The sequence below is a fragment of the Psychromicrobium ferritrahens genome, assembly GCF_043789415.1.
Lineage (GTDB): Bacteria > Actinomycetota > Actinomycetes > Actinomycetales > Micrococcaceae > Renibacterium.
On sequence record NZ_JBDLLW010000003.1, the window covers coordinates 22,442 to 43,190 of the forward strand.

Below are 20,749 nucleotides of genomic sequence, written 5' to 3' on the forward strand. Positions count from 1 at the left end.
AACCATGAGCCCCGTTGACGCCCAGCTCCTTATCCGCGCCCAAGAATGGGCGGCTACCGACCCAGACCCAGCAACAGCGGCGGAACTGCGCGCCCTGCTCGAGGCCGCTGAATCGCAGGACGACGCCAATCTGAGCGCCCAAGCCCTCCAGGAACTGCAAGACGCCTTTTCCGGTACGCTGCAATTCGGCACAGCTGGCTTACGGGCCGCGCTGGGGGCAGGACCGAATCGGATGAACCGTGTCGTAGTGCGCCGAGCGGCAGCCGGGCTCGCAGCCTTCTTACTCAAACAGTCCGCGGAGTCCGCCGAGCCCTACCGCCCCCGCGCCGTGGTCGGTTTCGATGCCCGGCACAACTCGGATATCTTCGCGCGGGAAACCGCGGCAATTTTCAGCGCTGCGGGAATTGAGACTTTTCTGATGCCCTCGGCGCTGCCCACTCCACTGCTCGCCTTCGCGGTCAGGGCGCTCGGCTGCGAAGGCGGTGTCATGGTGACCGCCAGCCATAACCCTCCGCAGGACAATGGTTACAAGGTTTATCTGGGCGGTCGCGCGGTGGACGACGCCGGTCGCGGCGCGCAGATCGTGGCACCTTTCGACGCCCTGATTTCGGCGCACATCGACGCGGTGGGACCGCTGGACTCCATCTCGCTGGCGGAATCGGGCTGGCAGCAGGTGCCCCCGGAGATCATCGCGGCCTATCAGCAGGGCCTGATCGAACTCCTCCAGCCCGAGCGCTTTCCTGCCAGGGAGCTGAAGATCGTCTTGACTCCAATGCACGGCGTGGGCGGCGAGACAGCGGAACAGATCCTTCGAGCCGGCGGCTTTAACGATGTCACCCAGGTAACGGCTCAGGCGGCACCTGACCCGGATTTCCCCACCGTGGCCTTCCCCAACCCGGAGGAGCCGGGCGCCCTGGATCTGGCTCTGCAAACCGCTGCCGAGCTGGGCGCAGATATCGTGCTGGCCAACGATCCGGATGCTGATCGGGCCGCGTTCGCCGCAATCGACCCCTCCACCGGGCACTGGCGGATGCTACGCGGAGACGAAGTCGGCTCGCTGCTGGGCGCGCACACCGTGGCCCGAATGGCCAAGACGAGCGACCCGCTGCAAGAGGTCGAAGCCCCGTCCCGGCAAGGCGTTTTCGCAAATTCGATCGTCTCCTCCCGGTTGCTCGCTAAAATAGCCGAAGCCAATGGCTTCGATCATGTTCAGACGCTCACCGGCTTCAAATGGATCTCCCGGGTGCCGGGGCTGAACTACGGTTACGAAGAGGCCTTGGGTTATTGCGTGGCACCTTCATTGGTGCGCGATAAGGACGGCATCTCGGCGGCTCTGCTGCTCGCCGAGCTCGCCGCCGATGCCAAGGCTCAAGGTCGCACGATTTTCGATACCCTGGACGACCTGGCGGTGCGCCATGGCTTGCACGCCTCTGATCAGCTGAGCGTGCGGGTGGCGGATCTGGGCTTGCTGGACGCCATGATGAATCGGCTGCGTGAGCACTCTCCGGTCAGCTTCGGTGGCTCCGCCGTCGAAAGCGCTCTCGATCTGGCGGTGGGCAGTGAAACGCTTCCCCCCACCGATGGGGTGCTCTACCTGACCCGTGATTCCAGTCGGGTGATCATTCGGCCGAGCGGCACCGAACCGAAGCTCAAATGCTATCTGGAAGTGATCGTTCCGGTGAATTCCGCGGCGGATCTGCCGGAGGCCCGTAAAGCCGCCCGTGCGGCACTCGATGCTGTGCTGGACGATGTCCGCGAAGCGCTGGGCCTTTAGCCAGAACCTCGAACCTGAGAGAATAGACCGATGACTGAAAACCTTGCCAGCTATATCGATCACACCCTGCTCAAGCCCGAGGCTTCGGAGGCGGATGTGCTGCGGATCTGCACTGAGGCCGTTGAGTACGGCTTCAAGTCCGTCTGCGTCAATCCGGTATGGGTCAAGACCGTACATACCGCCTTGCGGAACTCAGCGGTGCTGAGCTGTTCGGTGGTGGGTTTCCCACTGGGTGCCACCCCGACCGACGTCAAAGTCTTCGAAGCGCGCGGCGCCACCCTGGACGGCGCTGATGAAGTGGATATGGTGATCAATATCGCGGCTGCCCGGGCCGGGGACAAAGACGCCCTGGTCGAGGATATCGCCGCGGTGGCGGAAGCCGTGCACGCCGGCAGCGCGATCCTGAAGGTGATCATCGAGACCTCCTTGCTGAACGATGAACAGAAAGTCCTGGCCTGCGAAGCCGCTGTCCAGGCCGGTGCTGACTTCGTGAAGACCTCCACCGGCTTCAACGGCGGTGGAGCAACCGCGCAGGATGTGGCTCTGATGCGTTCGGTGGTAGGCCCAGACATCGGCGTGAAAGCCTCCGGTGGGGTGCGCAGCAGGGAAGACGCCGAGGCGATGATCGCCGCCGGAGCCAGCCGGATCGGTGCCAGCTCTGGCATTGCCATTGTGACCGGTGGCACCGGCACTAGCTCGTATTAGAATTGTTCTGAATTCAACTCCAGGAGGAAGCCTTGTCAGTCAACGAACCAGAGCGCGAGAACAGTCTGCTCAGCTCGATCATCCTGTTCATCGTGTTTTTCGTGCTCTTCCTGGGCGGCATCTTCGCCTTCTCCTGGGGCAGCTTGAACAACGTCTGGCCCTTTGCCATCGGCATCGGCTTGTTCTTCCTGTCCTTCTGGATTCCGCAGACCTTCATGGGCCGCTCCGATAGTGGCAGCAAAGCAATGGTACGAGCTAAGACCCGGAAGCCCTCCGGAGAGTTCTAAATCGGCTCCCAATCACGTCACGGAAAAGCGATGCCCGCCAAGGTGGGCATCGCTTTTCCGGGTATTGCTGCGTGACTGCTAGGCGGCGTTGATGGTCCACACCTGAGTGCTATCGCCATTGCGGCAAGACTCGGTGCGGAGTTGCTGGCCATGCCCTTTATTGGTCAGGCAGGAGCCGTCCTGACCGCTTTTGATCTGGATCTGCCCGGAACTTCCGCCGGGAGCATCCGCGAAGACCCACTGCTGATTGGTGTTTCCGCCATAGCCGTACTGCTGAACGTCGTTGCCTAAGATGTTCTTGTCGAGCACCAAAGTCGAACCGATGCTGCGGAAGACGAAGACGTTATCGGTGCCTCTGCGGTACATCTGCCACCGCTGATTGTTGCCGGCGCTGTAGTCCCAGGCATTGGCGCGGGCACCCTGAGTGTTCGCGGCGTTTCCGTCGATCTCCACGGCCTGTCCATCGGCGACGCTCTGCAGCGAGACGGCCGGTGACTCGACGTGCAGAGCCGCCCAGGGGTCTCCGCCGGAACCACCGTGGCTGGGCGGATTCGACTTCACCGGGTTAGCACCCCCGAGATCGGTGACTTTGACGTAGTCGACCACCATCTGAGCCGGCATCGCATTCAAGTCGACCGCACCGCCCAGGGTGCCGCCGATGGCCAGATTCAAGATCAAGAAGAACGGCTTGTTGAAGACCCACTGCTTGCCGCCCAGGTCCTCTTTGCCCACGCTGAGATAAGGGGTTCCGTCGATGAACCAGGTAACCCGGTCCGGACCCCAGTCAACACGGTAGGTGTGGAAGTCGTTGCCAAGCGGGCTGGCAGTATTGATCTCTCCGCCAATGCCGTCGCCACCGCTGTATCCGGGCCCGTGCAGGGTGCCGAGGAGTTTGTTGGGGCTGTTACCGACGTTCTCCATCACGTCGATCTCGCCGGACTGCGGCCAGCCGACCGAGCCGATATCGTCGCCGAGCATCCAGAAAGCCGGCCAGGTACCGCTTTGGGTCGGTACTTTGATCCGGGCTTCAACCCGACCGTAGGTGGCGGTGATTTTCCCAGCGGTGGTCAGCCGAGCCGAGGTGACTTCGCAGGGACCGTAAAAACAATTCAAGCCATTGGTATTGTCCCGCCGGGCGGTGATCACCAGATTTCCATTGCCGTCGAGGCTGGAGTTGGCGGCGCTGTCAGTGTAGTACTGTCGCTCGTTATTTCCCCAGCCGGTTCCGCCTATTTCCGAATTCCAGGATTGGGAATTCGGCCTTGATCCTGCTGCACCGTCAAAATTGTCCGTCCAGTTAGAGACGACGGCCTCGGGAGCGGCTGAAAGCGCCACCGCGGGTTGAGAAGCGACGACCACCCCACCCACTCCGAGGGATAGGGCCGCGATGATGGCAGCCGTCCGTTTACCCCATGTACTCCGCGCCAAATAAACCACGCCATTTCCTTTCGCCATGAAATCCACTCTGATTTCAGTATGTGAGATAGGTCACAGACCGTTTCAGAACAGATTACACGGCTTAAGCGCCCAAAATCGGAGGAAATAATTTATTTATCGGGATCGTAGCGAAACTAGGTAATTACCATTAAGTAATTGCCATTAGTCATTGCGCATTAATGAGATGCTTTTGGGCGCTCCGGTATTTTTAGAAAAGCACAGGAGAAAGGCGGTGATGCACCGCCGGAATCAAGCGCTCGGCATCTCCACGAAGATCGCGGTGAGCACCTGCTGAGCCCAGTCCAGAATCTCGCCGTCCACCAGATCACGACCACCGATTCTGGCGGTCTTCGGCTTCGGAATGAGCACCTGGGAAAGAGCGGGTTTGACGAGCGAACCGGGGTAAAGCCGTTTGAGCCGCATCACCTTGGACTCCGGCAGGTCCACCGGCGCGAACTTCACGAAATTGCCTTGCACTCCGACGTCGCTCAGCCCGGCTTCGCGCGCGGCCACCCGGAACCGGGCAACCGCGATCAGATTGCTCACCGCGAGCGGCGGCTCACCGTAGCGATCCACCAGCTCTTCCAGCACCTCTTCAATGCCCCCTAGATCCTGGGCGGAAGCGAGCTTTCGGTAGGCCTCCAAGCGCAGCCGCTCCCCCGGCACATAATCGTGCGGCAGATGCGCGTTGACCGGAAGCTCGATCTTCATCTCAATGGCTTTGTCCTCGGCGTCACCGCGGAAATTCGCCACTGCTTCGCCGACCAGCCGAATATAGAGGTCGAAACCGACCCCAGCGATATGCCCGGATTGCTCGCCGCCGAGCAGATTGCCTGCACCACGGATCTCCAGATCTTTCAGGGCCAGCTGCATTCCAGCCCCCAACTCATTATGCGCGGCCACCGCTTTGAGCCGTTCCAGCGCCACCTCGCCGAGCGGTTTCTCCGCTGGGTAAAGGAAGTAGGCATAAGCCCGCTCTCGACCGCGGCCCACCCTGCCGCGTAGCTGATGCAATTGCGAGAGACCGTATTTATCGGCACCGTCCACGATCAGGGTATTCGCATTGGAGATATCCAGACCGGTTTCGATAATGGTGGTACAGACCAGCACATCGAACCGCTTCTCCCAGAAATCCACGATGATCTGCTCCAGCCGTGATTCACTCATCTGGCCGTGAGCCACCGCGATTCTGGCCTCTGGTACCAGCTGCTGCACGTGAGCGGCGATCCGTTCGATGGAGGACACCCGGTTGTGCACGAAGAACACTTGCCCTTCGCGCATCAATTCGCGCCGGATCGCCGCGGTTGTCTGCTTATCGGTGTAGGGGCCGACGTAGGTCAGCACCGGATGCCGCTCTTCGGGCGGCGTGGCGAGCGTCGAGGTCTCCCGGATCCCGGTGAGCGACATCTCCAGGGTGCGCGGAATCGGCGTCGCACTCATCGCGAGCACATCCACATTGGTCCGCATCTTCTTCAACTGCTCTTTGTGCTCCACACCGAAGCGCTGTTCCTCGTCGACGATCACCAAACCCAGATCCTTGAACCGGAAGTCCTTGGAGAGCAGCCGATGGGTACCGATCACCAGGTCCACCGATCCGTTGGCCACCCCTTCCGAGGTCTCCTTGGCTTCCTTGGCGGTCTGGAATCTGGAGAGCGGCTTGATCCGCACCGGGAAGCCGGAGAAGCGCTCCGAGAACGTCTCATAGTGCTGCTGCGCGAGCAGGGTGGTCGGCACCAGCACGGCGACCTGTTTGCCATCCTGGATCGCTTTGAAGGCCGCGCGCACCGCGATCTCGGTCTTGCCGTAGCCGACGTCTCCGGAGACCAGCCGGTCCATCGGGATCTCGCGTTCCATATCGGCCTTCACCTCGTTGATCGTGGTGAGCTGATCCGGAGTTTCGATATACGGAAAGGCTTCCTCTAGCTCGCGCTGCCAAGGGGTGTCAGGGCCGAAGGCATGGCCTTTGGAGGCCATCCGAGCCGAGTACAGCCTGATCAGCTCACCCGCGATCTCCTTGACCGCTTTACGGGCCTTATTCTTGGTGGAGGCCCAGTCGGAACCGCCCATCTTGCTGAGCGCCGGAGCATCCCCACCGACATAAGCGGTAATCTGGTCAAGCTGGTCGGTGGGCACGAAGAGTTTGTCCCCCGGGGCTCCGCGCTTTGCGGGGGCGTATTCCAGCACCAGGTACTCACGGTTCCCCTCGGTACCAGCTACCCGCCGCTGAATCAGCTCCACGAAGCGGCCGATGCCGTGCTGTTCGTGGACCACATAATCTCCCGCTCGCAGCTGCAGGGGGTCCACCGCATTGCGCCGCTTGGAGGGCATCCGGCGCATGTCCTTGGTAGAGCTCGGTGAACTGCGGCCCAGCAGATCCGCCTCGGTGAGCAGACCCAGTTTCAGCTCATCGAGTACGAAGCCGTTGCCGACCTGTGCCGTGGTCACTTCGATGATTCCGGGCTCGGGCGGTGCGTCCAGGGATTCCACTCGGCTCGCCGGGATATCCGCGTCGTGGAACAGCTCAGCCAGCCGCTGAGCCGGCCCGGGACCGTCGGTGGCCACTACCACCCGCCACTGGTCCCGCACTTTAGAGCCGATGAACTCGAGCACTTCGGCGACGTTGCCTTGATAGCCTCGCGGTTCGCGGGCCGGAATGCTCAACACATCCAATTCGGGGTTCAGCTCGGCATCGGTGCCCAGGGCCGAGACTGACCACCAACTGACCCCGGAAAGCAGTGCGGCGCTCCGGGTATCAGCCAGCGACGCGAAGCTGGCGTGGGAGAGCTGCTCGTTGAGCGCGCTCACATCGAGCGGTGCCGCCCCGCCGTCGGAAGCCGAAGACCAGGCGGCCTCCAAGAACTCCTCATTGGTCGCTTCTAGATCGTGCGCTCTGCCGCGCACCCGCTCGGGTTCGAGCACCACAGCAATGGACCCGGGCGGTAGCTCTGAAACCACCGGGACCATGGCATCCACCAGGATCGGGGTGAGCGATTCCATTCCCTCAACCGCAAGCCCGCCAGCGATCTTCTCCAGCATCGGTGCGGCCGCTGGAAACCGGTCCTTCAGCTTCGCGGCCTTGGACTGCACCTCAGGAGTGATCAGCAGTTCCCGGCAGGGCGGAGCGTAGAGTCGTTCAGGATGGGTAATACTGCCGCTCACCGAGGTCAGCGAGCGCTGATCAGCCACCGCGAACCAGCGCATCGAATCGACCTCGTCGCCGAAGAACTCAACCCGGATGGGGTGGTCCTCGGTCGGCGGGAAGACATCCACAATGCCGCCGCGCACCGCGAATTCCCCACGGTGCGTCACCATATCGACCCGGGCATAAGCAGCATCGGCCAGGCTGCGCACCACCTCATCGAAAGCCACTAGCTGACCTAACGTCAGCTCCACCGGTTCCAGGTCCCCCAGCCCGGCCACAATGGGTTGCACCACAGCGCGAATCGGTGCGACCACCACCCGCAGGGCCTGCTGAGCCGAGGCGTGCTTGAGCCTGCGGAGCACGGAGAGCCTGCGACCCACGGTGTCGGAACGTGGTGAGAGCCGCTCATGGGGCAGGGTCTCCCAACTAGGGAAGTCGATCACCGAGTTCTCCGGCAGATAGGCGCGTAATGCCTCCACGAGGTCTTCGCTCTCCCGCGAGGTCGCGGTGATCGCGAGTACGACGGCGGGACGTTCCGTGGGCGGCGCGGTCTCTGCCATGCCTTCGGCTATTTCCGCCAAGAGCGCGGCCCGCAGGCCGTTGGGGGCACCGATCTGCAGGTCTTCGCTGCGCACCGCGTGTGCTTGAGCGGCTTGCTGACGGACCCTGGCAATATTCGGTTCCTGGCGCAGAGCCGCACGCAATCCATTGAGTCCCACGAAAACACCCCATATAACTTCGATGACGGCAAAAGCCTGATGACGACAGCACGAAAACCCGAAATTCCTGTGAACTCCGGGGTGATTCCTCTATCTTATTCCGCCCGCTGCCGGGAAAGAACGAAATCCGCAGCTGGATCTTCAGCTCCTCGAGGAATCCCTGTGGGCTGCTGGAAAGCGGGGACGAAGGGAGTGAGGAAGAAAGTAAGATGGTACGGAACCGATTCCCAGCGAAGGAGCACCATGGCTTTGTCCACATCCGCGTCCCTGCCCGCCACCATCGAACGCGTTATTGAGCTGTTCTGCAGCGAAGACTTCGTTCGTCAGGTCAGCGAGGCCGCCGGCGGGACTTTGGAGTCATATACCGTCACAGGGGATCGCTCGGGTGCCTTCAGCACTGTTGCGGTACGAACCATGCCAACCGATCGGCTGCCCGATCTGGCGCGTAAGTTCGTCGGCGCGCAGCTCAACCTGCAACAGCAGGAAGAGTGGTCTGCTCCAGCGGCCGATGGTTCCCGCGAGGTGCAGATCAGCGCGAAGATCTCCGGTGCACCCGTTGAGGCCAAGGCGGTACAGCGAATCGTGGCCGAAGGAGAGAGCACCCGAATCGATCTGGAGGGCTCGGTCACCTCGAGCATTCCGATCTTCGGAGCCAAGATCGTGCAGGCCGCTGAGCCGGCCCTGGGCAAAGCGCTGAACCTGCAGGTCAGCGAGGCCCGCAAGGTCCTTGAGTCAGCATGAAGCTTCCGCTCATTCTCAGTCTGATCCTGATCTTGGCCGGCCTCTGGTCGCTCATCGTCTGGCCGCCTTTCTTGCGAAGGGTGCTCAAGGACCCGCGTTCCCGGAACGAGTCCGGAAGGATGACCAGATTCCTGATCGTGCATCTTATGCTGATCAGTATTTCTCTGGTGCTCGGCATCGCCACCGGGGTGATCGGCATACGCGCCCTGATCGCCGGCTAAGCGCTTCCGCGATCTGCGGCTAGAATATAGGGAGAGCGTGAAGAGGTGTGCCGGGAAGTCTGGTCGGCAAATTGACCTGACCCCTATTGCATTTGAGGATCTCCATGATCACCAGCCGTTCAGCCTTAAGAATTTTCCGCCGCAACAGCCGCTCCGAGCATCTGCGAATCACCACGATTCTGCGTAAGGAGACCGTCGGCGGGGCTCTGCTCCTACTGGCCACCGTCGCCGCCCTGAGCTGGGCCAACTCCCCAGCGGCTGCCAGTTATTTCTCGCTACGGGAAAGCACTTTCGGCATCGATTTCCTAGGCCTCCAGCTCACTGTCGGCGCCTGGGCTTCTGACGGCCTGCTCGCCATCTTCTTCTTTGTCGCTGGCCTGGAACTGAAGCGGGAATTCATCGCCGGCGATCTTCGCCGCTTTGACCGTGCCATCGTGCCGATCGCCGCCGCAGTGGGCGGCGTCGTGGTTCCGGCGGTTATTTACGCTCTGGTCAATCTGAGTGCGGGCACTGAGATTCTGCACGGCTGGGCGATTCCCACCGCGACTGATATCGCTTTCGCGCTCGCTGTGCTCGCGGTGGTCGGCAGGCATCTGCCCTCGGCGCTGCGGACCTTCCTGCTCACCCTCGCGGTAGTCGATGACCTGATCGCGATCACGATCATCGCTGTCTTCTATCCACACGACCTGGCGCCACAGTACCTGGCCTTGGCGCTGATCCCTCTCGGTCTCTTTACCTGGCTCGTTCAGCGGCGAGTCCGCAGCTGGTATTTATTGCTCCCCTTGGCCGTGCTGAGCTGGGCGCTGATTCACGCTTCGGGCGTGCACGCCACGGTGGCCGGAGTTTTGCTGGCCTTTGCCGTCCCGGTGCTGCGCCGGGATCGGAATGCGGAGAACGGTCCGGGCTTGGCTGAGCATTTCGAACACCGTTTCCGGCCGCTCTCCACCGGGGTTGCGGTCCCGGTGTTCGCCTTCTTCTCGGCGGGGGTAGCGGTCGGCGGCTGGCCAGGGCTCAGCGCGGCATTGAGCGACTCAGTGGCGGTTGGCATTGTGCTCGCCCTGGTGATCGGTAAGACGCTCGGCATTCTGGGAGCCACCTTCTTGGTCACCGCAACCACCAGGGCCTCTCTGGACGACGGCCTCGCCTGGATCGACGTCGTCGGCCTGGCGATTCTGGCCGGAATCGGCTTCACCGTTTCACTGCTGATCAGCGAGCTGGCCTTCGGCGCCGAATCGGCGCATAACGATCACGCCAAGATCGCTATTCTGAGTGGTTCGCTGCTCGCCGCACTGCTCGCTACCGTGCTGCTGCGGATCCGGAATCGCCATTATCGCGCGCTCTCCGAGTTGGAGTCGCGTGATCCGGGTAACGACGGCGTACCGGGTGCCTTCCAGCGCGGACAGTAAGCGTCTGCACGGCTTTCGGACACAGGGAGACTAGTCTGCTCCAGCTCGTTCAGGGCTGCCACAACGGGCGCAATCTGCCCTGAATATTTTGCCGCCTCGCTGTAGCGTTCGTGGACTGTCCAGCTTCAGAACCACACTCGATGCAAAGCCTCTAGCAAGTGAACGACGCGATAATAATCGTGATGCTGTAGCCGACGGTTCTGGTGGCGACCGTGCTGACCCAGTTGGTTCCCGGGATGACGGTATCCACCTGAACGGTCAATCGGCCGCTGCTGAGCCCCAGCCCGCCGAGTAGGGATCCGGAGAAGGTATAAGAGGTCGTGCTGCCGAGCATCACGGTCCCACTGATCAGCCCACTGTATCTGAGCCGGTATTGGGCGCCCGCCGGCAGGGTGGCAGCATTCCAACTGACCGTAGCGGAGGAAACAATGCCGCTCGCCGCACAGTTCGGTGGGTTAGGAGCTGGTTGCGGCAGAGTCGCGGCGAGCAGAGAACCGGAGCTGGCCACCGAGGTGTCCTGGAAAGCAGCCAGCGTCTGCTGAACACCGCCGAACACAGAACCGGCGGTGAAAGCCAGTAGAACTCCGATCAGCAAGGCGGTATATCCATATCCGGCTTTCACCCGGCGCTTCAGCGAGACCGGCTGAGTCGAATCGAGTTCCGCAGAATGCGTACTGAGTTCGCTGCCAGGTTCATTAGCGGGCCCTGCTGCGCCGGGAGGCCCGGAGGAACCCTGCTGCGCAGGATGATTGCTCGGGGAAGCGTCTTTCCGGGCCCGTTTCCCGGGCCGGAAGGCCAGCGTGAGAAGCACGCCAACGATCAGGCCGCCGAGGAAAATGGCCCAGGGACTCTGCAACCAGGCCACCAGATAGCCGAGTCCTGGCACTGCGAAGAGCACCTTATCCGCCTTGTTCAGCTGGTAGGTCTGCAGATCGGCTTGCAGATTGGCATCGCCCTTCAGGCTCAGCAGCACTTCGCCGTCGTTCATCGGCTGTATCGCGACGATCCGGTGGGTGATCCGTTCCCCGGCGCTATTGTCCACGCTCACCACATCGCCGGTGTGCAACTGCGCTGCGGGGGTACTCTGGGTGATCGCCAAAGAGCCGGTATCGATCGCGGGGGCCATGGACCCGGAGCGGAAGACCACGGGGGTGATACCGAAGAAAACCGCCGCGATCATCGCCAGCAAGCAGATCAGTCCGAGGATCGCTCCCACGGTCAACGCGGTTTCCCGGAGCCAGTTCCGGCCTGAATTGCGCTTCATGGTTGCCGTCATCATGCCACCTGCGTCGCGGTAAAGGTCAGTTGCACGGTGCCGCTCTGGCCTTGCAGCGAATTGGCTGTAGCGGCATCCAGCCAGGCCAGCACGCAGAGTGGATCGGTGGCATTCGCGGTCAGCGTTCGCGCCGCGGTGGCCGCCCCGCCGATCTTGCCTGAGTAGAGCGCCCCGGTATTGCCCACCATCGAAGGAGTGCAAGTGGCGCTCGGCAGAATCTTGATGTTCAGCCCGGTGCTATCGGTCGCCAGGGTTCCGCTTCCGCTCACCGCGATCTGATAGCCGAATTTGATGCTCCCGCTGTTCTTCGGCGTCAGCTGCTTCGCGATCGCGGTGCCATTCGGCACCAAGCCAGTACCCGCCAGATCGCTGAAAGAGAAGTTAACACCGATGCCCACCGCGCCGTCCGCGCCGGATGACCCCTGTCTGAGGGTCAGATCGATGGTCCCCGCGCTCAGGTTACCGGAGGTCGTGGTCGAGGAATCCTGCCAGGCGGCCAGGCTGCCGACCGCACCCAGCCCGAAGACCATACCGCAGCAGAGCACTAGGCGCGCCCAGAACCACGCGGACCGTTTGCCGAGGCGTTTAGCGGTGCGTTTCACCCGATCGATCGGCTCGTTGTTCAGCGCTGAGCTCACTCGCTCTCACCCCCTCGGGCACTGGCTTGGGGACGCCGTCGGGCTAAGCCCCAGGCCAGCCCACCGCCGCCTAGCAGGGCCAGACCGAGGACCGCCGGAAAGAGCACAAATCCGGTGTTCGGCAGGTTCGGCCCTACCGGACCTGGCGGTTTCACCGGTGAGGTCGAGCCGCCGAGGATGAGGCGCACGTCCACCGGGATCTGCTGTAGCTGGGTATCATTAGCGGCTTCTGCTCGCAGGCTAATTCGCAGGGTCAGTTTTTCGGCCTTTCCCACCGCGATTTGAGCCAGCAGAACCCCCGGTGCAGAGCTGCCCGGCACTGCTTGCCACTGGGTTCCCTGGTCCGAGCGCAAACTCAGCTCCACCAGATTTCGTTGGAAGAGCTGCCCCAGGGAGCCCTGCGTCAGCTCCACCGAGAGCTTGGCCGCCGAGGTGCCCGCATTCCTCACCCAGAAGCTCGCGGTGACTGAACCGCCCGGCACCAACTTCTCGGTGGGACTGAAGATCGGCCCTGGGAGCGCCTGTGACCAGGCGACACCATTCGCACTCAGTTCCAATTCACCGCTGGCCTGAGCGGGGGCGGCTGCGGTGATGGACAGCGCGAACAGCGAGATGAGTATCAGCGGCAGGATTCGCAGAAGCCTCATGGACTCACCCGACGCTTCCGGTCGAGGGCAGCGCTGACCAGCATAAAGGCCGCGTAGCCTAGCAACAGTGCCACCGCTATCCAGAGCAGCCAGATATGGGCCTCTCCGCTGATCGCGCTGTTGAGATAGCCGGCAAAAGGTACCGAATACCAGAGTTCCCCGCGAATCTGCACGGGCCTGACGCTCTCGCTGTCCGGAGCATTATTGGCATCACCCTGGGTGACAAAGCGCAGTTCACCGCCGGTGGTGGCGCTCACCGCGACAATCCGGTGCGTCACGACAGCTGGCTCCCCGGACTTGATCTGATAGGTCACCACATCTCCGATCGCCAGATCGGCGGGATCCACTGTTTTCACCACCACTAAGGTTCCCGGCGGATAGCGTGGTTCCATGGATCCGGTCAGCACAGTATAGGCCTGGGCACCGCTCAGCCGGGGTACCACGATGGTGGCCAACAGCCAGGCCAATGCGATCAGGAGCACGAGCCAGGAAAGCACCTGCCAGAACCACCAGAGTGGTCCTTTGAGGCGTGGTCGCCTAGGCCTGACGACGGGTGGCTGAGTGGTTATGGTCATCTCAGTTGATCCGCCCGCCAACTGAAGGTCAGGGCTAGCTGCCCCGCTGCGGCGGCCTGGGTGGCCGACGCTGAAAAACTCACTCGCAAGCAGAGCAGTGCGTTGCTGGAGGGGTTCAGGTTCTGTGCAGTGCTCAGGCTGGCTGAGCCGGACACTGGACCGTTGTAGAGTTGCGTTCCGCTGGCCGCTGCTCCATTGACCGGGCATTGGCTCGCTGCGCTGATCGAGACGATACTGATCAGCAGTGCCGCTTGAAAAGCTGTGGATGCCGGGTTTCCGGCGTTCGTGGTGATGCCGGTGAGGCCATAACTGAATTTCGTGGTTCCGCCATTGCGGATGGTCAGCGGCGCCTGGACGGCGTCCCCTGGAGCCAGTGCGGTTCCGGTCAGAGAAGTCAGCAGCGAGTTCTTCACCTGGCTTCCGGCGTCTCCATTGAGCAGAACCAGGTTCCCGGTGCTGACCGTACCGGCATTGATGGAGGTCTGAAATCGCCACAAAGCGGCCGTACCGGCCCCACCCAGAAGGATGAAGGCCAGTACAGCCGCGATGGACGCGAAAATGAACCTCCGGCGCATAGTTTTTATCCCTGATTACGGGCGGACTTGCTCCAGCTTGAGCGCCAGCCCGTTCAGATTGGCGCTCTGGTTTTCAATGGTTTCATCGTCGGTGCCTGAAGCGTTCGTGCCCTTGGCGAAGGCAACGGTGATCCCGACGTCGAAGGTGTAGCTGCCGGGGGCGGTGAAGGAGAGCACTCCTGCCGTATTGGTCACCCCGGCTGGCAGGTTAGCAGGTGCCACCGAAACCGTGACATAAGGCTGCCAGGCAGCCGGAATTGCCGCGTTAATACTGGATTGGTCAATGGTCAACTGCCCTTTGAGGTTCTTTCCATCAGCCAGGATGGTCAGGCCCTGCGAGAACCGAATAGTATCCCCGGGGACTAATTTGAAGGCGGCTGGATCAATGGCGGGCGCACCGGTGACATCGGAGGAGATGTCCTTCCAGGTGCCTGCAGCGCCCAGGGTCAGCTTGAGCTGGCCGGTCTGGACGGTGCCCGCGTCGACGGTTTTGCTGTCCTGCCAGAGCGCGTAGGTCCCGGCGCCGCCGAGCAACAAGAGCCCGGCAATTCCGGCTGCGACGCCGGCTTTTGCAACTTTGTTCATTTTCTTGTCCTCATCGTGTTCTGCTCACCGAAGCATCTCTTTGAACATACCGCTATCGTTACGACAAAACTATGGTTCCCTTGCAGATCGAGGGTTTCGATTGGGCTACGAATTGCGGCAAAAAGGCGCTCTCTGCGGCGTTCCGGGCGATTATCCGAGCCAGATCCGGACAGATTAGAAGCAAGCAATCTGCGGGTAGAACAACGAAAAACACGAGGAAAACCGGTTAACCCAACGCTATCCAAACCAAAATCCATATTTTTCGGCGAATATATTGTTATTCCTCCCCTTGCAAGGCAGGCTTGATGCTCAAGGTCAGCTTCACAGAGATCACGATATTGAAAAACAGCAATCACGCCGCAGCACCAGTGTCTATGATCGGTGACAAGGAATTCGATGAAGATGGGACGGAACAGATGATCCGCCACACTCTCGCTAGCTCTCAGAGGCCACGCTGATGGCTCAGCAAACAGTTTTCGAGCGCCGCAAGCCTCTGGGATCGGTGATCGATCATGCCCTCACCGGCGCCAGCCGGGAGCCTTTCTGGCTCAGTGATATCGAGCTGGACAGCTATCCGCAGCTGAGCGGTCAGCTCCGCGCGGATCTAGCGGTGGTCGGTGGCGGATACACCGGGCTTTGGACGGCGTTGCTCGCCAAGCAACGGCACCCCGAGTGGCGAGTTGTGCTACTGGAAGCGAACACCGTGGGCTGGGCTGCTTCCGGCCGGAATGGCGGTTTTTGTGAAGCCAGCCTGACTCACGGTGCTGATAATGGGGAGAGCCGATTCCCCCGGGAAAACGCCAGACTCAGGGAACTCGGCTATCAGAATCTCGATGCTATCGAAGCCCAAGTGAACAAGCTCAAACTGGATTGCGACTTCGAACGCACCGGTACAATCTCACTCGCCACCGAGACCTATCAGCTCGACTATCTGAAGGGCCCGCACGGTGCCGGAGAAGTCTTCCTGGACCAGGCCGCGATTCAGGCTGAGATCGCTTCACCCAGCTATCTCGGGGGGCTGTGGAGCAAACGCGAGGCAGCCATGGTTCACCCCGCCAAGCTGGCTCGCGCACTGGGCCGGGCGGCTACCGCCGCCGGCGTCGAGATCTTCGAGCACTCACGCGTCTCAGGACTGAGAAGCGATGCCTCCGAGAGCACGCTCTCTACGTCCTCGGCGAGCGTTCGCGCGACAAAAGTGGCCTTGGGCACGAATGTCTTCCCTTCGCTCTTGAAGCGCAACGCGCTGATGACCGTGCCGGTCTACGACTACGTTCTGATGACCGAACCGCTGAGCAGGGAACAGCTGGCCAGCATTGGCTGGAACAACCGGCAGGGCCTGTCAGATCTGGCGAATCAATTCCATTACTACCGGCTCTCCGCAGATCAACGAATCCTCTTCGGCGGCTACGATGCGATTTACCACTACGGGCGCCGGGTCAATCCTGAGTACGAGAACCGTCCGGAGACCTTCCGCAAGCTGGCCAGCCACTTCTTCACCACCTTTCCGCAACTGGAAGGGCTGCGCTTCAGCCATCAGTGGTCCGGGGCGATCGACACTTGCACCCGGTTCTGCGCCTTCTTCGGCACCGCCCGGGGCGGCAACGTCGCCTATGCGGCAGGCTTCACCGGTCTGGGTGTCGCCGCCACGCACTTCGCCGCGGAAGTGATGCTGGACCAACTGGAAGGTCTCAGAACTGAGCGCACTCACTTGCAAATGGTGCGCAGCAGGCCGTTGCCATTCCCACCGGAACCAGCGGCCTACCTCGGCATTCAAGCCACTCGTTGGTCCCTCGACCGGGCTGATCATCGGCAGGGGCGGAGAAATCTGCTGCTCAAGGCGCTCGACGCCGTCGGCCTCGGCTTTGACTCATGAATCACCAGCAGAAGGGGATGAGAAGTGACAGTCCGATCAGATATTGAGCTCTCGGGCCACCGGGCCGCTAACGCTGCTTCGGTGGAACTGGATCAGGTCAGCAAGTCCTTCGGCGGGGCCACCGCGATCGATGGACTGAATCTCAGCGTGCAGCCCGGGGAGTTCCTCTCCCTGCTGGGCCCCTCAGGCTGCGGTAAGACCACGCTGCTGCGGATGATCGGCGGCTTCGAGCACCCGGATTCCGGAGATATCAGAATCGGCGGTAGCTCCGTGATCGGTCAGCCACCGAACAAACGGCCGGTCAATACGGTCTTTCAGTCCTATGCCCTCTTCCCGCATATGAACGTGGCGGAAAACGTCGGCTACGGTCTGCGACAGCGCAGGGTGCCTAAATCCGAGATCACCGAGCGGGTGCTCGCCGCGCTCAAGATGTCCCGGCTGGAGAAATTCGCGGACCGCTCGCCGAGCAAATTATCAGGTGGTCAGCAACAACGAGTTGCTCTTGCCCGGGCGCTAGTGAATCGGCCCAGGGTGCTGCTGCTCGACGAGCCGATGTCCGCTCTGGACCGCAAGCTGCGCGAAGAAATGCAGCTGGAATTGACGGTATTGCAAGCCGAACTCGGCATCACTTTCGTTTTCGTCACCCACGATCAAGAAGAAGCGCTCACCATGAGCGACCGGATCGCGGTGATTGACCAGGGCAAGATCCAGCAGCTCGCGGATGCGGAGACGATCTACTCCTCCCCCGCCAACCTCTTCGTCGCCAGGTTCATCGGGAAACGGAATTTCATTCCGGTCGAACTCGATTCCGGCGCGCTGAACGCCGGTGAGCACAAGCTGCTGCCAGGGCACAGTGTGGTCGGTACCCCGCAGCAAAAGTGCCTGCTCGCGGTGCGCGCCGAGGATGTCTCCGTGCACTCCACGGCCCCGGCTGCTGGGTTGAACGGGCTGACCGGCACCTTGGTGGACATCGCTTACCTCGGTGAGGTGAAGCAATACCTGGTGCGGCAGCCGGGCGGCCTGGAGGTGCTTGCCCGAATGGCACCCTCGCGTACCGAGGAGCTGCACGCCGGTCAGCGGGTCTGGTGTTCCTGGGCACCACGGGACGGTCAGCTCTTCGCAAACGATGAGGAACCGGTGCGATGAAGCAGCGTCGAGCCGCGAGCTTTCAAGCGCCGCAAAAAACGCACCAACCGGGTCAGCTCAGGGCCCTGGTGCCGGAAGAACTTCAGCGCCGGCTGAGCTCTCCGGCTTTCAGCAGACGAGCGCTGCTGGCCGGCTTCGGCATCGTGGGAACAGCGGCACTCACCGGCTGCCACGCCAATGGCTTCGCCGCCTCAGCCCCAGCCGACGGAGCTTTAGAAGGCACTCTCAATATCTATTCCTGGGGCGATTACGACGATCCGGCGAACCTCGAAAAGTTCGGCGAGCGCGGCGTCCAAGTGCAAACCGACAGCTTCGCCTCGAATGAGGAACTGATCGCGAAGCTGGGTGCCGCCCGGGGCACCAGCGGGTACGACATCGTGGTCCCCACCAGCACCTATCTTCCGCTGCTGACCGCCAATGGCCTCTTGCAGAAGCTCGAACTGGACCGGATTCCCAATATCAAGCAGCTGGCCGCCGATTTCCGGGACACCATCGCAGACCCCCAGAGCAGTTACGCGGTCTGCAAGAACTGGGGTACCACGGGATTCATCTACGACACCACGGTGATCAAGCGTGAGCTGCGCAGCTGGGCGGATTTCCTGGACGCCGCGCAGCAGGAGGCCAGCAAGAATGTCTCGATGCTGGACGACGCCGGAGAGATCGCCGCGGTCTATCTGGCGGCTCATGGCCACGACATCCGGACCATCGATCCGAAGCTCATCGAGGCCTGCACCGACTATATGGTGAACCGTCTGGCGGAACATCTCCGGGTCTTCAACTCCACTCCCGCGGATCTGATCGTGCAGGGTTCGATGGCGCTGCTGCAGGCCTATAACGGCGATGCCCGGCGAGGCCTGCTGGATTCCGACGATCCGGATCGCTGGAAATGGGTCTACCCCACTCCGACCTCGAACCGGTGGATGGATACCTGGGCCATTCCGGTGGGTGCTCAGCACCCGGACTCCGCCTATGCGTTCATCGACTTCATGCTCGATCCAGAAGTGGCCCTCAAGGAGGTCGACTACATCGGCTATTCCACCGGGCTGAACGGCCAGCAGCAACTGGCCGAACAGGCTGAGCTGGACCTCGTGGAACTGCTCTACCCGCCCGCGGACGTGGTAAAGCGGATGACCGTGCTGACCACCAATGAAGCCAGCGAGTCCTGGATCGACATGCTGGGTCAGATGCAAGCAAAGGCGGGAGCATAGTGGCGGGTTCGGCACAAAAAGCCTTCAAGCGCCGCGGCGATGCCTATTTGGCTTTTCCGACCTGGGCGTTCCTGCTCTTCTTCTTCCTGCTGCCGATCGGTTTGGTGCTCTGGTACAGCTTTGGCCAGAAACCTGATGTGTTCACCGCGCACGACAATTCGGTATTCAGCTTCAACCGCTACGCCGAGGCCTTCAACGAGACCTTCTTGCAGACCTTCTGGAACACCCTGGGCATCGGCGTCACCGGTACGGTGCTCTGCCTGCTGATCGCCGTGCCGTTCGCCTACTGGCTCGCGATCAAGGCACCCGGCTGGTTCAGACCGCTCGGCCTGGCCCTGGTGCTGGTGCCGTTCTGGACCAACTTCCTGGTGCGCACCCTGGGCTGGCAGATCCTACTGGCACCCGAGGGTCCGGTCTCCAATTGGTTGCAGCAGCTCGGTCTGACCTCCTCGCCGCTGGATCTGCTTTATACCCGTGGCGCCGTGCAACTGGGCGTGGTCTACAACTATCTGCCCTTGATGATCCTGCCGCTCTATGTCGCCATCGACCGGGCCGGACCGGCGCTGCGGGAAGCGAGCCGCGATCTGGGAGCCAGTAGATTCCGTACCTTGTTCACCGTGACCCTGCCATTGGCGGCTCCCGGCATCGCCTCGGGGTCCCTGTTGGTCTTCATTCCGCTGATGGGTGACTATGTGACGGCTTCGGTGCTCGGCGGAGCGCAGGGCAATATGGTCGGTCAGCTGGTGGCCAATCAATTCAATGTGGCGCAGAACTGGGCGCTTGGCTCCGCGATGGCGGTGGTGCTGATGATGTTCATCGCGGCTGCGGTCGCCGTCGCTGGCGTCCTCACCCTGAGCATCCGCTGGTTGATCCGCAGGCGTCGCCGAATCGATCTCAGCGGCTTGGAGCCCACGACCACATCAAAGGGGGCACAACGATGAAACAACGCACCGATCCGATCAAGCTTCTGCTGGCCGCGCTGAGCATCTTGGTGTTCCTCTTCTTGTTCCTGCCCATCGTGGTCATCCTGATCTACTCCTTCAACAATGGAACGCTGCTCGCAGCCTGGAACGAGTTCGGCTTCGACGCCTATGCTGCGGCGGCTAAGAACTCGGTGATCCGCGGTTCGGTGATCACATCGCTGCTGGCAGCCGCCGGCTCGGCGCTGCTGGCCACCGTGCTGGGCACCCTGGGCGGCTTGGCACTGGCTCGGGCGAAGTCGCAAAAGCTCTGGGTGATTCTGCTGACCGCGATTCTGGGTCTGACCATGGTGACCCCGGAGATCGTCGACGCCGTGTCGATCCTGCCGTGGTTCGTCACCCTGGGCACCGATCTGGGCATCAGCCCGCTCAATAACGGCCTGGTCCGCCTGGTGATAGCGCACACCGTGGTGGCGATCGCCGTGGTGACCTTCATCGTGCGAGCCAGGATGAAGGGCATCGATGCCTCCCTGGAAGAGGCCGCGGAAGATCTCTATGCGAGTAAATGGCACGCCTTCTGGCAGGTGACTTTCCCGATCGCGGCCCCAGGTATCCTCGCCGGAGCCCTGATGTCCTTCACGATCAGCCTGGACAACACCATCGTCTCCAGTTTCGTACAGGTCCCCGGCAGCACTCCCTGGCCGGTCTACATCTTTTCCTCGCTCAAAGTGGGCTTGAAACCCGAGGTCGCCGCGGTTTCCGCGGTGATGTTCGTGCTCACTCTGCTCGCCCTCGCCGTGGTGGCTTTGGTGCTGCGGCGCAGTGGAGAATCGAGCAAGGACATCGCGGCCACCATGACCGGTGGCTGAGCACC

The 20,749-nt window shown here is 61.8% G+C and carries 20 protein-coding genes; 11 read left to right on the forward strand and 9 right to left on the reverse strand.

The genetic code is table 11. The features are described from left to right. Positions 1 to 4: 4 nt before the first annotated feature. The 3 genes from ABDK06_RS12170 to ABDK06_RS12180 are packed head-to-tail and all read left to right on the forward strand — an operon-like array spanning position 5 to position 2,766. Positions 5 to 1,774, forward strand: coding sequence for a phospho-sugar mutase (locus ABDK06_RS12170; RefSeq protein ID WP_394941373.1), 1,770 nt, complete (start codon positions 5 to 7; stop codon positions 1,772 to 1,774). Positions 1,775 to 1,804: 30 nt separating this feature from the next. Further along, positions 1,805 to 2,479 (forward strand): deoxyribose-phosphate aldolase, encoded by a 675-nt coding sequence (gene deoC, locus ABDK06_RS12175; protein WP_394941375.1) that lies wholly within the window; start codon positions 1,805 to 1,807, stop codon positions 2,477 to 2,479. 32 nt (positions 2,480 to 2,511) lie between these two features. Next, positions 2,512 to 2,766 carry a hypothetical protein gene (locus ABDK06_RS12180; RefSeq protein WP_394941377.1) on the forward strand — a complete coding sequence of 85 codons (255 nt, stop codon included), beginning with the start codon at positions 2,512 to 2,514 and terminating at the stop codon, positions 2,764 to 2,766. A 78-nt stretch (positions 2,767 to 2,844) separates the two neighbouring features. Here ABDK06_RS12180 and ABDK06_RS12185 read toward each other — a convergent pair whose 3' ends face one another. After that, positions 2,845 to 4,221: a family 16 glycosylhydrolase gene (locus ABDK06_RS12185; protein ID WP_394941379.1), complete on the reverse strand. Its 1,377-nt coding sequence runs from the start codon at positions 4,219 to 4,221 to the stop codon at positions 2,845 to 2,847. A gap of 231 nt (positions 4,222 to 4,452) precedes the next feature. Then, entirely contained in the window at positions 4,453 to 8,064 is a 3,612-nt protein-coding gene (mfd, locus tag ABDK06_RS12190; protein WP_394941381.1) for a transcription-repair coupling factor, read from the reverse strand. A 243-nt stretch (positions 8,065 to 8,307) separates the two neighbouring features. On the opposite strand from mfd, the gene ABDK06_RS12195 reads away from it, so the two are divergent. The 3 genes from ABDK06_RS12195 to nhaA all read left to right on the forward strand — a co-directional run bounded on the left by ABDK06_RS12195 (position 8,308) and on the right by nhaA (position 10,432). After that, positions 8,308 to 8,805 carry a DUF2505 domain-containing protein gene (locus tag ABDK06_RS12195; RefSeq protein WP_394941383.1) on the forward strand — a complete coding sequence of 166 codons (498 nt, stop codon included), beginning with the start codon at positions 8,308 to 8,310 and terminating at the stop codon, positions 8,803 to 8,805. Continuing rightward, on the forward strand, positions 8,802 to 9,026 hold the full coding sequence (locus ABDK06_RS12200; protein ID WP_394941385.1) for an SCO4848 family membrane protein: 225 nt from the start codon (positions 8,802 to 8,804) through the stop codon (positions 9,024 to 9,026). Before ABDK06_RS12195 ends, ABDK06_RS12200 begins: the two co-directional genes overlap by 4 nt. Positions 9,027 to 9,130: 104 nt before the next feature. Further along, entirely contained in the window at positions 9,131 to 10,432 is a 1,302-nt protein-coding gene (nhaA, locus tag ABDK06_RS12205; RefSeq protein WP_394941387.1) for a Na+/H+ antiporter NhaA, read from the forward strand. Between the two features lie 151 nt (positions 10,433 to 10,583). On the opposite strand, the gene ABDK06_RS12210 is transcribed toward nhaA, so the two are convergent. Genes ABDK06_RS12210 through ABDK06_RS12240 form a run of 7 tightly spaced genes read right to left on the reverse strand, consistent with a single transcriptional unit; the run spans position 10,584 to position 15,156 of the window. Further along, on the reverse strand, positions 10,584 to 11,696 hold the full coding sequence (locus ABDK06_RS12210) for a signal peptidase I (protein ID WP_394941389.1): 1,113 nt from the start codon (positions 11,694 to 11,696) through the stop codon (positions 10,584 to 10,586). 11 nt (positions 11,697 to 11,707) lie between these two features. Further along, positions 11,708 to 12,346 (reverse strand): SipW-dependent-type signal peptide-containing protein, encoded by a 639-nt coding sequence (locus ABDK06_RS12215; protein WP_394941391.1) that lies wholly within the window; start codon positions 12,344 to 12,346, stop codon positions 11,708 to 11,710. After that, the gene (locus ABDK06_RS12220; protein ID WP_394941393.1) at positions 12,343 to 12,993 is read right to left on the reverse strand and encodes a COG1361 family protein; all 651 of its coding nucleotides are present in this window, start codon (positions 12,991 to 12,993) and stop codon (positions 12,343 to 12,345) included. Before ABDK06_RS12220 ends, ABDK06_RS12215 begins: the two co-directional genes overlap by 4 nt. Beyond that, entirely contained in the window at positions 12,990 to 13,568 is a 579-nt protein-coding gene (locus ABDK06_RS12225; protein ID WP_394941395.1) for a signal peptidase I, read from the reverse strand. The genes ABDK06_RS12220 and ABDK06_RS12225 overlap by 4 nt, the downstream gene beginning before the upstream one ends. Next, a complete protein-coding gene (locus ABDK06_RS12230) occupies positions 13,565 to 14,143 on the reverse strand; it encodes a hypothetical protein (protein WP_394941397.1) in 579 nt (192 codons plus the stop codon). Before ABDK06_RS12230 ends, ABDK06_RS12225 begins: the two co-directional genes overlap by 4 nt. A gap of 15 nt (positions 14,144 to 14,158) precedes the next feature. Then, positions 14,159 to 14,728, reverse strand: a complete 570-nt coding sequence (locus tag ABDK06_RS12235; protein WP_394941399.1) for an alternate-type signal peptide domain-containing protein — start codon at positions 14,726 to 14,728, stop codon at positions 14,159 to 14,161. Then, entirely contained in the window at positions 14,725 to 15,156 is a 432-nt protein-coding gene (locus tag ABDK06_RS12240; protein ID WP_394941401.1) for a hypothetical protein, read from the reverse strand. The genes ABDK06_RS12235 and ABDK06_RS12240 overlap by 4 nt, the downstream gene beginning before the upstream one ends. A gap of 29 nt (positions 15,157 to 15,185) precedes the next feature. Here ABDK06_RS12240 and ABDK06_RS12245 point away from each other — a divergent pair, with 29 nt between their 5' ends. From ABDK06_RS12245 to ABDK06_RS12265, 5 genes are read left to right on the forward strand one after another with little or no spacing between them, the layout of a single operon-like run. Further along, positions 15,186 to 16,601: an NAD(P)/FAD-dependent oxidoreductase gene (locus ABDK06_RS12245; RefSeq protein WP_394941403.1), complete on the forward strand. Its 1,416-nt coding sequence runs from the start codon at positions 15,186 to 15,188 to the stop codon at positions 16,599 to 16,601. A 24-nt stretch (positions 16,602 to 16,625) separates the two neighbouring features. Further along, entirely contained in the window at positions 16,626 to 17,747 is a 1,122-nt protein-coding gene (locus ABDK06_RS12250; RefSeq protein WP_394941405.1) for an ABC transporter ATP-binding protein, read from the forward strand. Then, a complete protein-coding gene (locus tag ABDK06_RS12255; protein WP_394941407.1) occupies positions 17,744 to 18,955 on the forward strand; it encodes a polyamine ABC transporter substrate-binding protein in 1,212 nt (403 codons plus the stop codon). Before ABDK06_RS12250 ends, ABDK06_RS12255 begins: the two co-directional genes overlap by 4 nt. Further along, on the forward strand, positions 18,955 to 19,896 hold the full coding sequence (locus ABDK06_RS12260; protein ID WP_394941410.1) for an ABC transporter permease: 942 nt from the start codon (positions 18,955 to 18,957) through the stop codon (positions 19,894 to 19,896). The genes ABDK06_RS12255 and ABDK06_RS12260 overlap by 1 nt, the downstream gene beginning before the upstream one ends. After that, positions 19,893 to 20,744, forward strand: coding sequence for an ABC transporter permease (locus tag ABDK06_RS12265; protein WP_394941412.1), 852 nt, complete (start codon positions 19,893 to 19,895; stop codon positions 20,742 to 20,744). The genes ABDK06_RS12260 and ABDK06_RS12265 overlap by 4 nt, the downstream gene beginning before the upstream one ends. The last annotated feature ends 5 nt before the right edge of the window (positions 20,745 to 20,749 follow it).

What these genes read in the sequence shown, in the direction of transcription:
- ABDK06_RS12170 (WP_394941373.1), top strand. Translation starts at nt 5, where the DNA reads ATGAGCCCCGTTGACGCCCAGCTCCTTATCCGCGCCCAAGAATGGGCG.
- ABDK06_RS12230 (WP_394941397.1), bottom strand. Translation starts at nt 14,143, where the DNA reads ATGCGCCGGAGGTTCATTTTCGCGTCCATCGCGGCTGTACTGGCCTTC.
- ABDK06_RS12210 (WP_394941389.1), bottom strand. Translation starts at nt 11,696, where the DNA reads ATGAAGCGCAATTCAGGCCGGAACTGGCTCCGGGAAACCGCGTTGACC.
- ABDK06_RS12255 (WP_394941407.1), top strand. Translation starts at nt 17,744, where the DNA reads ATGAAGCAGCGTCGAGCCGCGAGCTTTCAAGCGCCGCAAAAAACGCAC.
- nhaA (WP_394941387.1), top strand. Translation starts at nt 9,131, where the DNA reads ATGATCACCAGCCGTTCAGCCTTAAGAATTTTCCGCCGCAACAGCCGC.
- ABDK06_RS12235 (WP_394941399.1), bottom strand. Translation starts at nt 14,728, where the DNA reads ATGAACAAAGTTGCAAAAGCCGGCGTCGCAGCCGGAATTGCCGGGCTC.
- ABDK06_RS12265 (WP_394941412.1), top strand. Translation starts at nt 19,893, where the DNA reads ATGAAACAACGCACCGATCCGATCAAGCTTCTGCTGGCCGCGCTGAGC.
- deoC (WP_394941375.1), top strand. Translation starts at nt 1,805, where the DNA reads ATGACTGAAAACCTTGCCAGCTATATCGATCACACCCTGCTCAAGCCC.
- ABDK06_RS12225 (WP_394941395.1), bottom strand. Translation starts at nt 13,568, where the DNA reads ATGACCATAACCACTCAGCCACCCGTCGTCAGGCCTAGGCGACCACGC.
- ABDK06_RS12195 (WP_394941383.1), top strand. Translation starts at nt 8,308, where the DNA reads ATGGCTTTGTCCACATCCGCGTCCCTGCCCGCCACCATCGAACGCGTT.
- ABDK06_RS12220 (WP_394941393.1), bottom strand. Translation starts at nt 12,993, where the DNA reads ATGAGGCTTCTGCGAATCCTGCCGCTGATACTCATCTCGCTGTTCGCG.
- ABDK06_RS12200 (WP_394941385.1), top strand. Translation starts at nt 8,802, where the DNA reads ATGAAGCTTCCGCTCATTCTCAGTCTGATCCTGATCTTGGCCGGCCTC.
- ABDK06_RS12185 (WP_394941379.1), bottom strand. Translation starts at nt 4,221, where the DNA reads ATGGCGAAAGGAAATGGCGTGGTTTATTTGGCGCGGAGTACATGGGGT.
- ABDK06_RS12245 (WP_394941403.1), top strand. Translation starts at nt 15,186, where the DNA reads ATGGCTCAGCAAACAGTTTTCGAGCGCCGCAAGCCTCTGGGATCGGTG.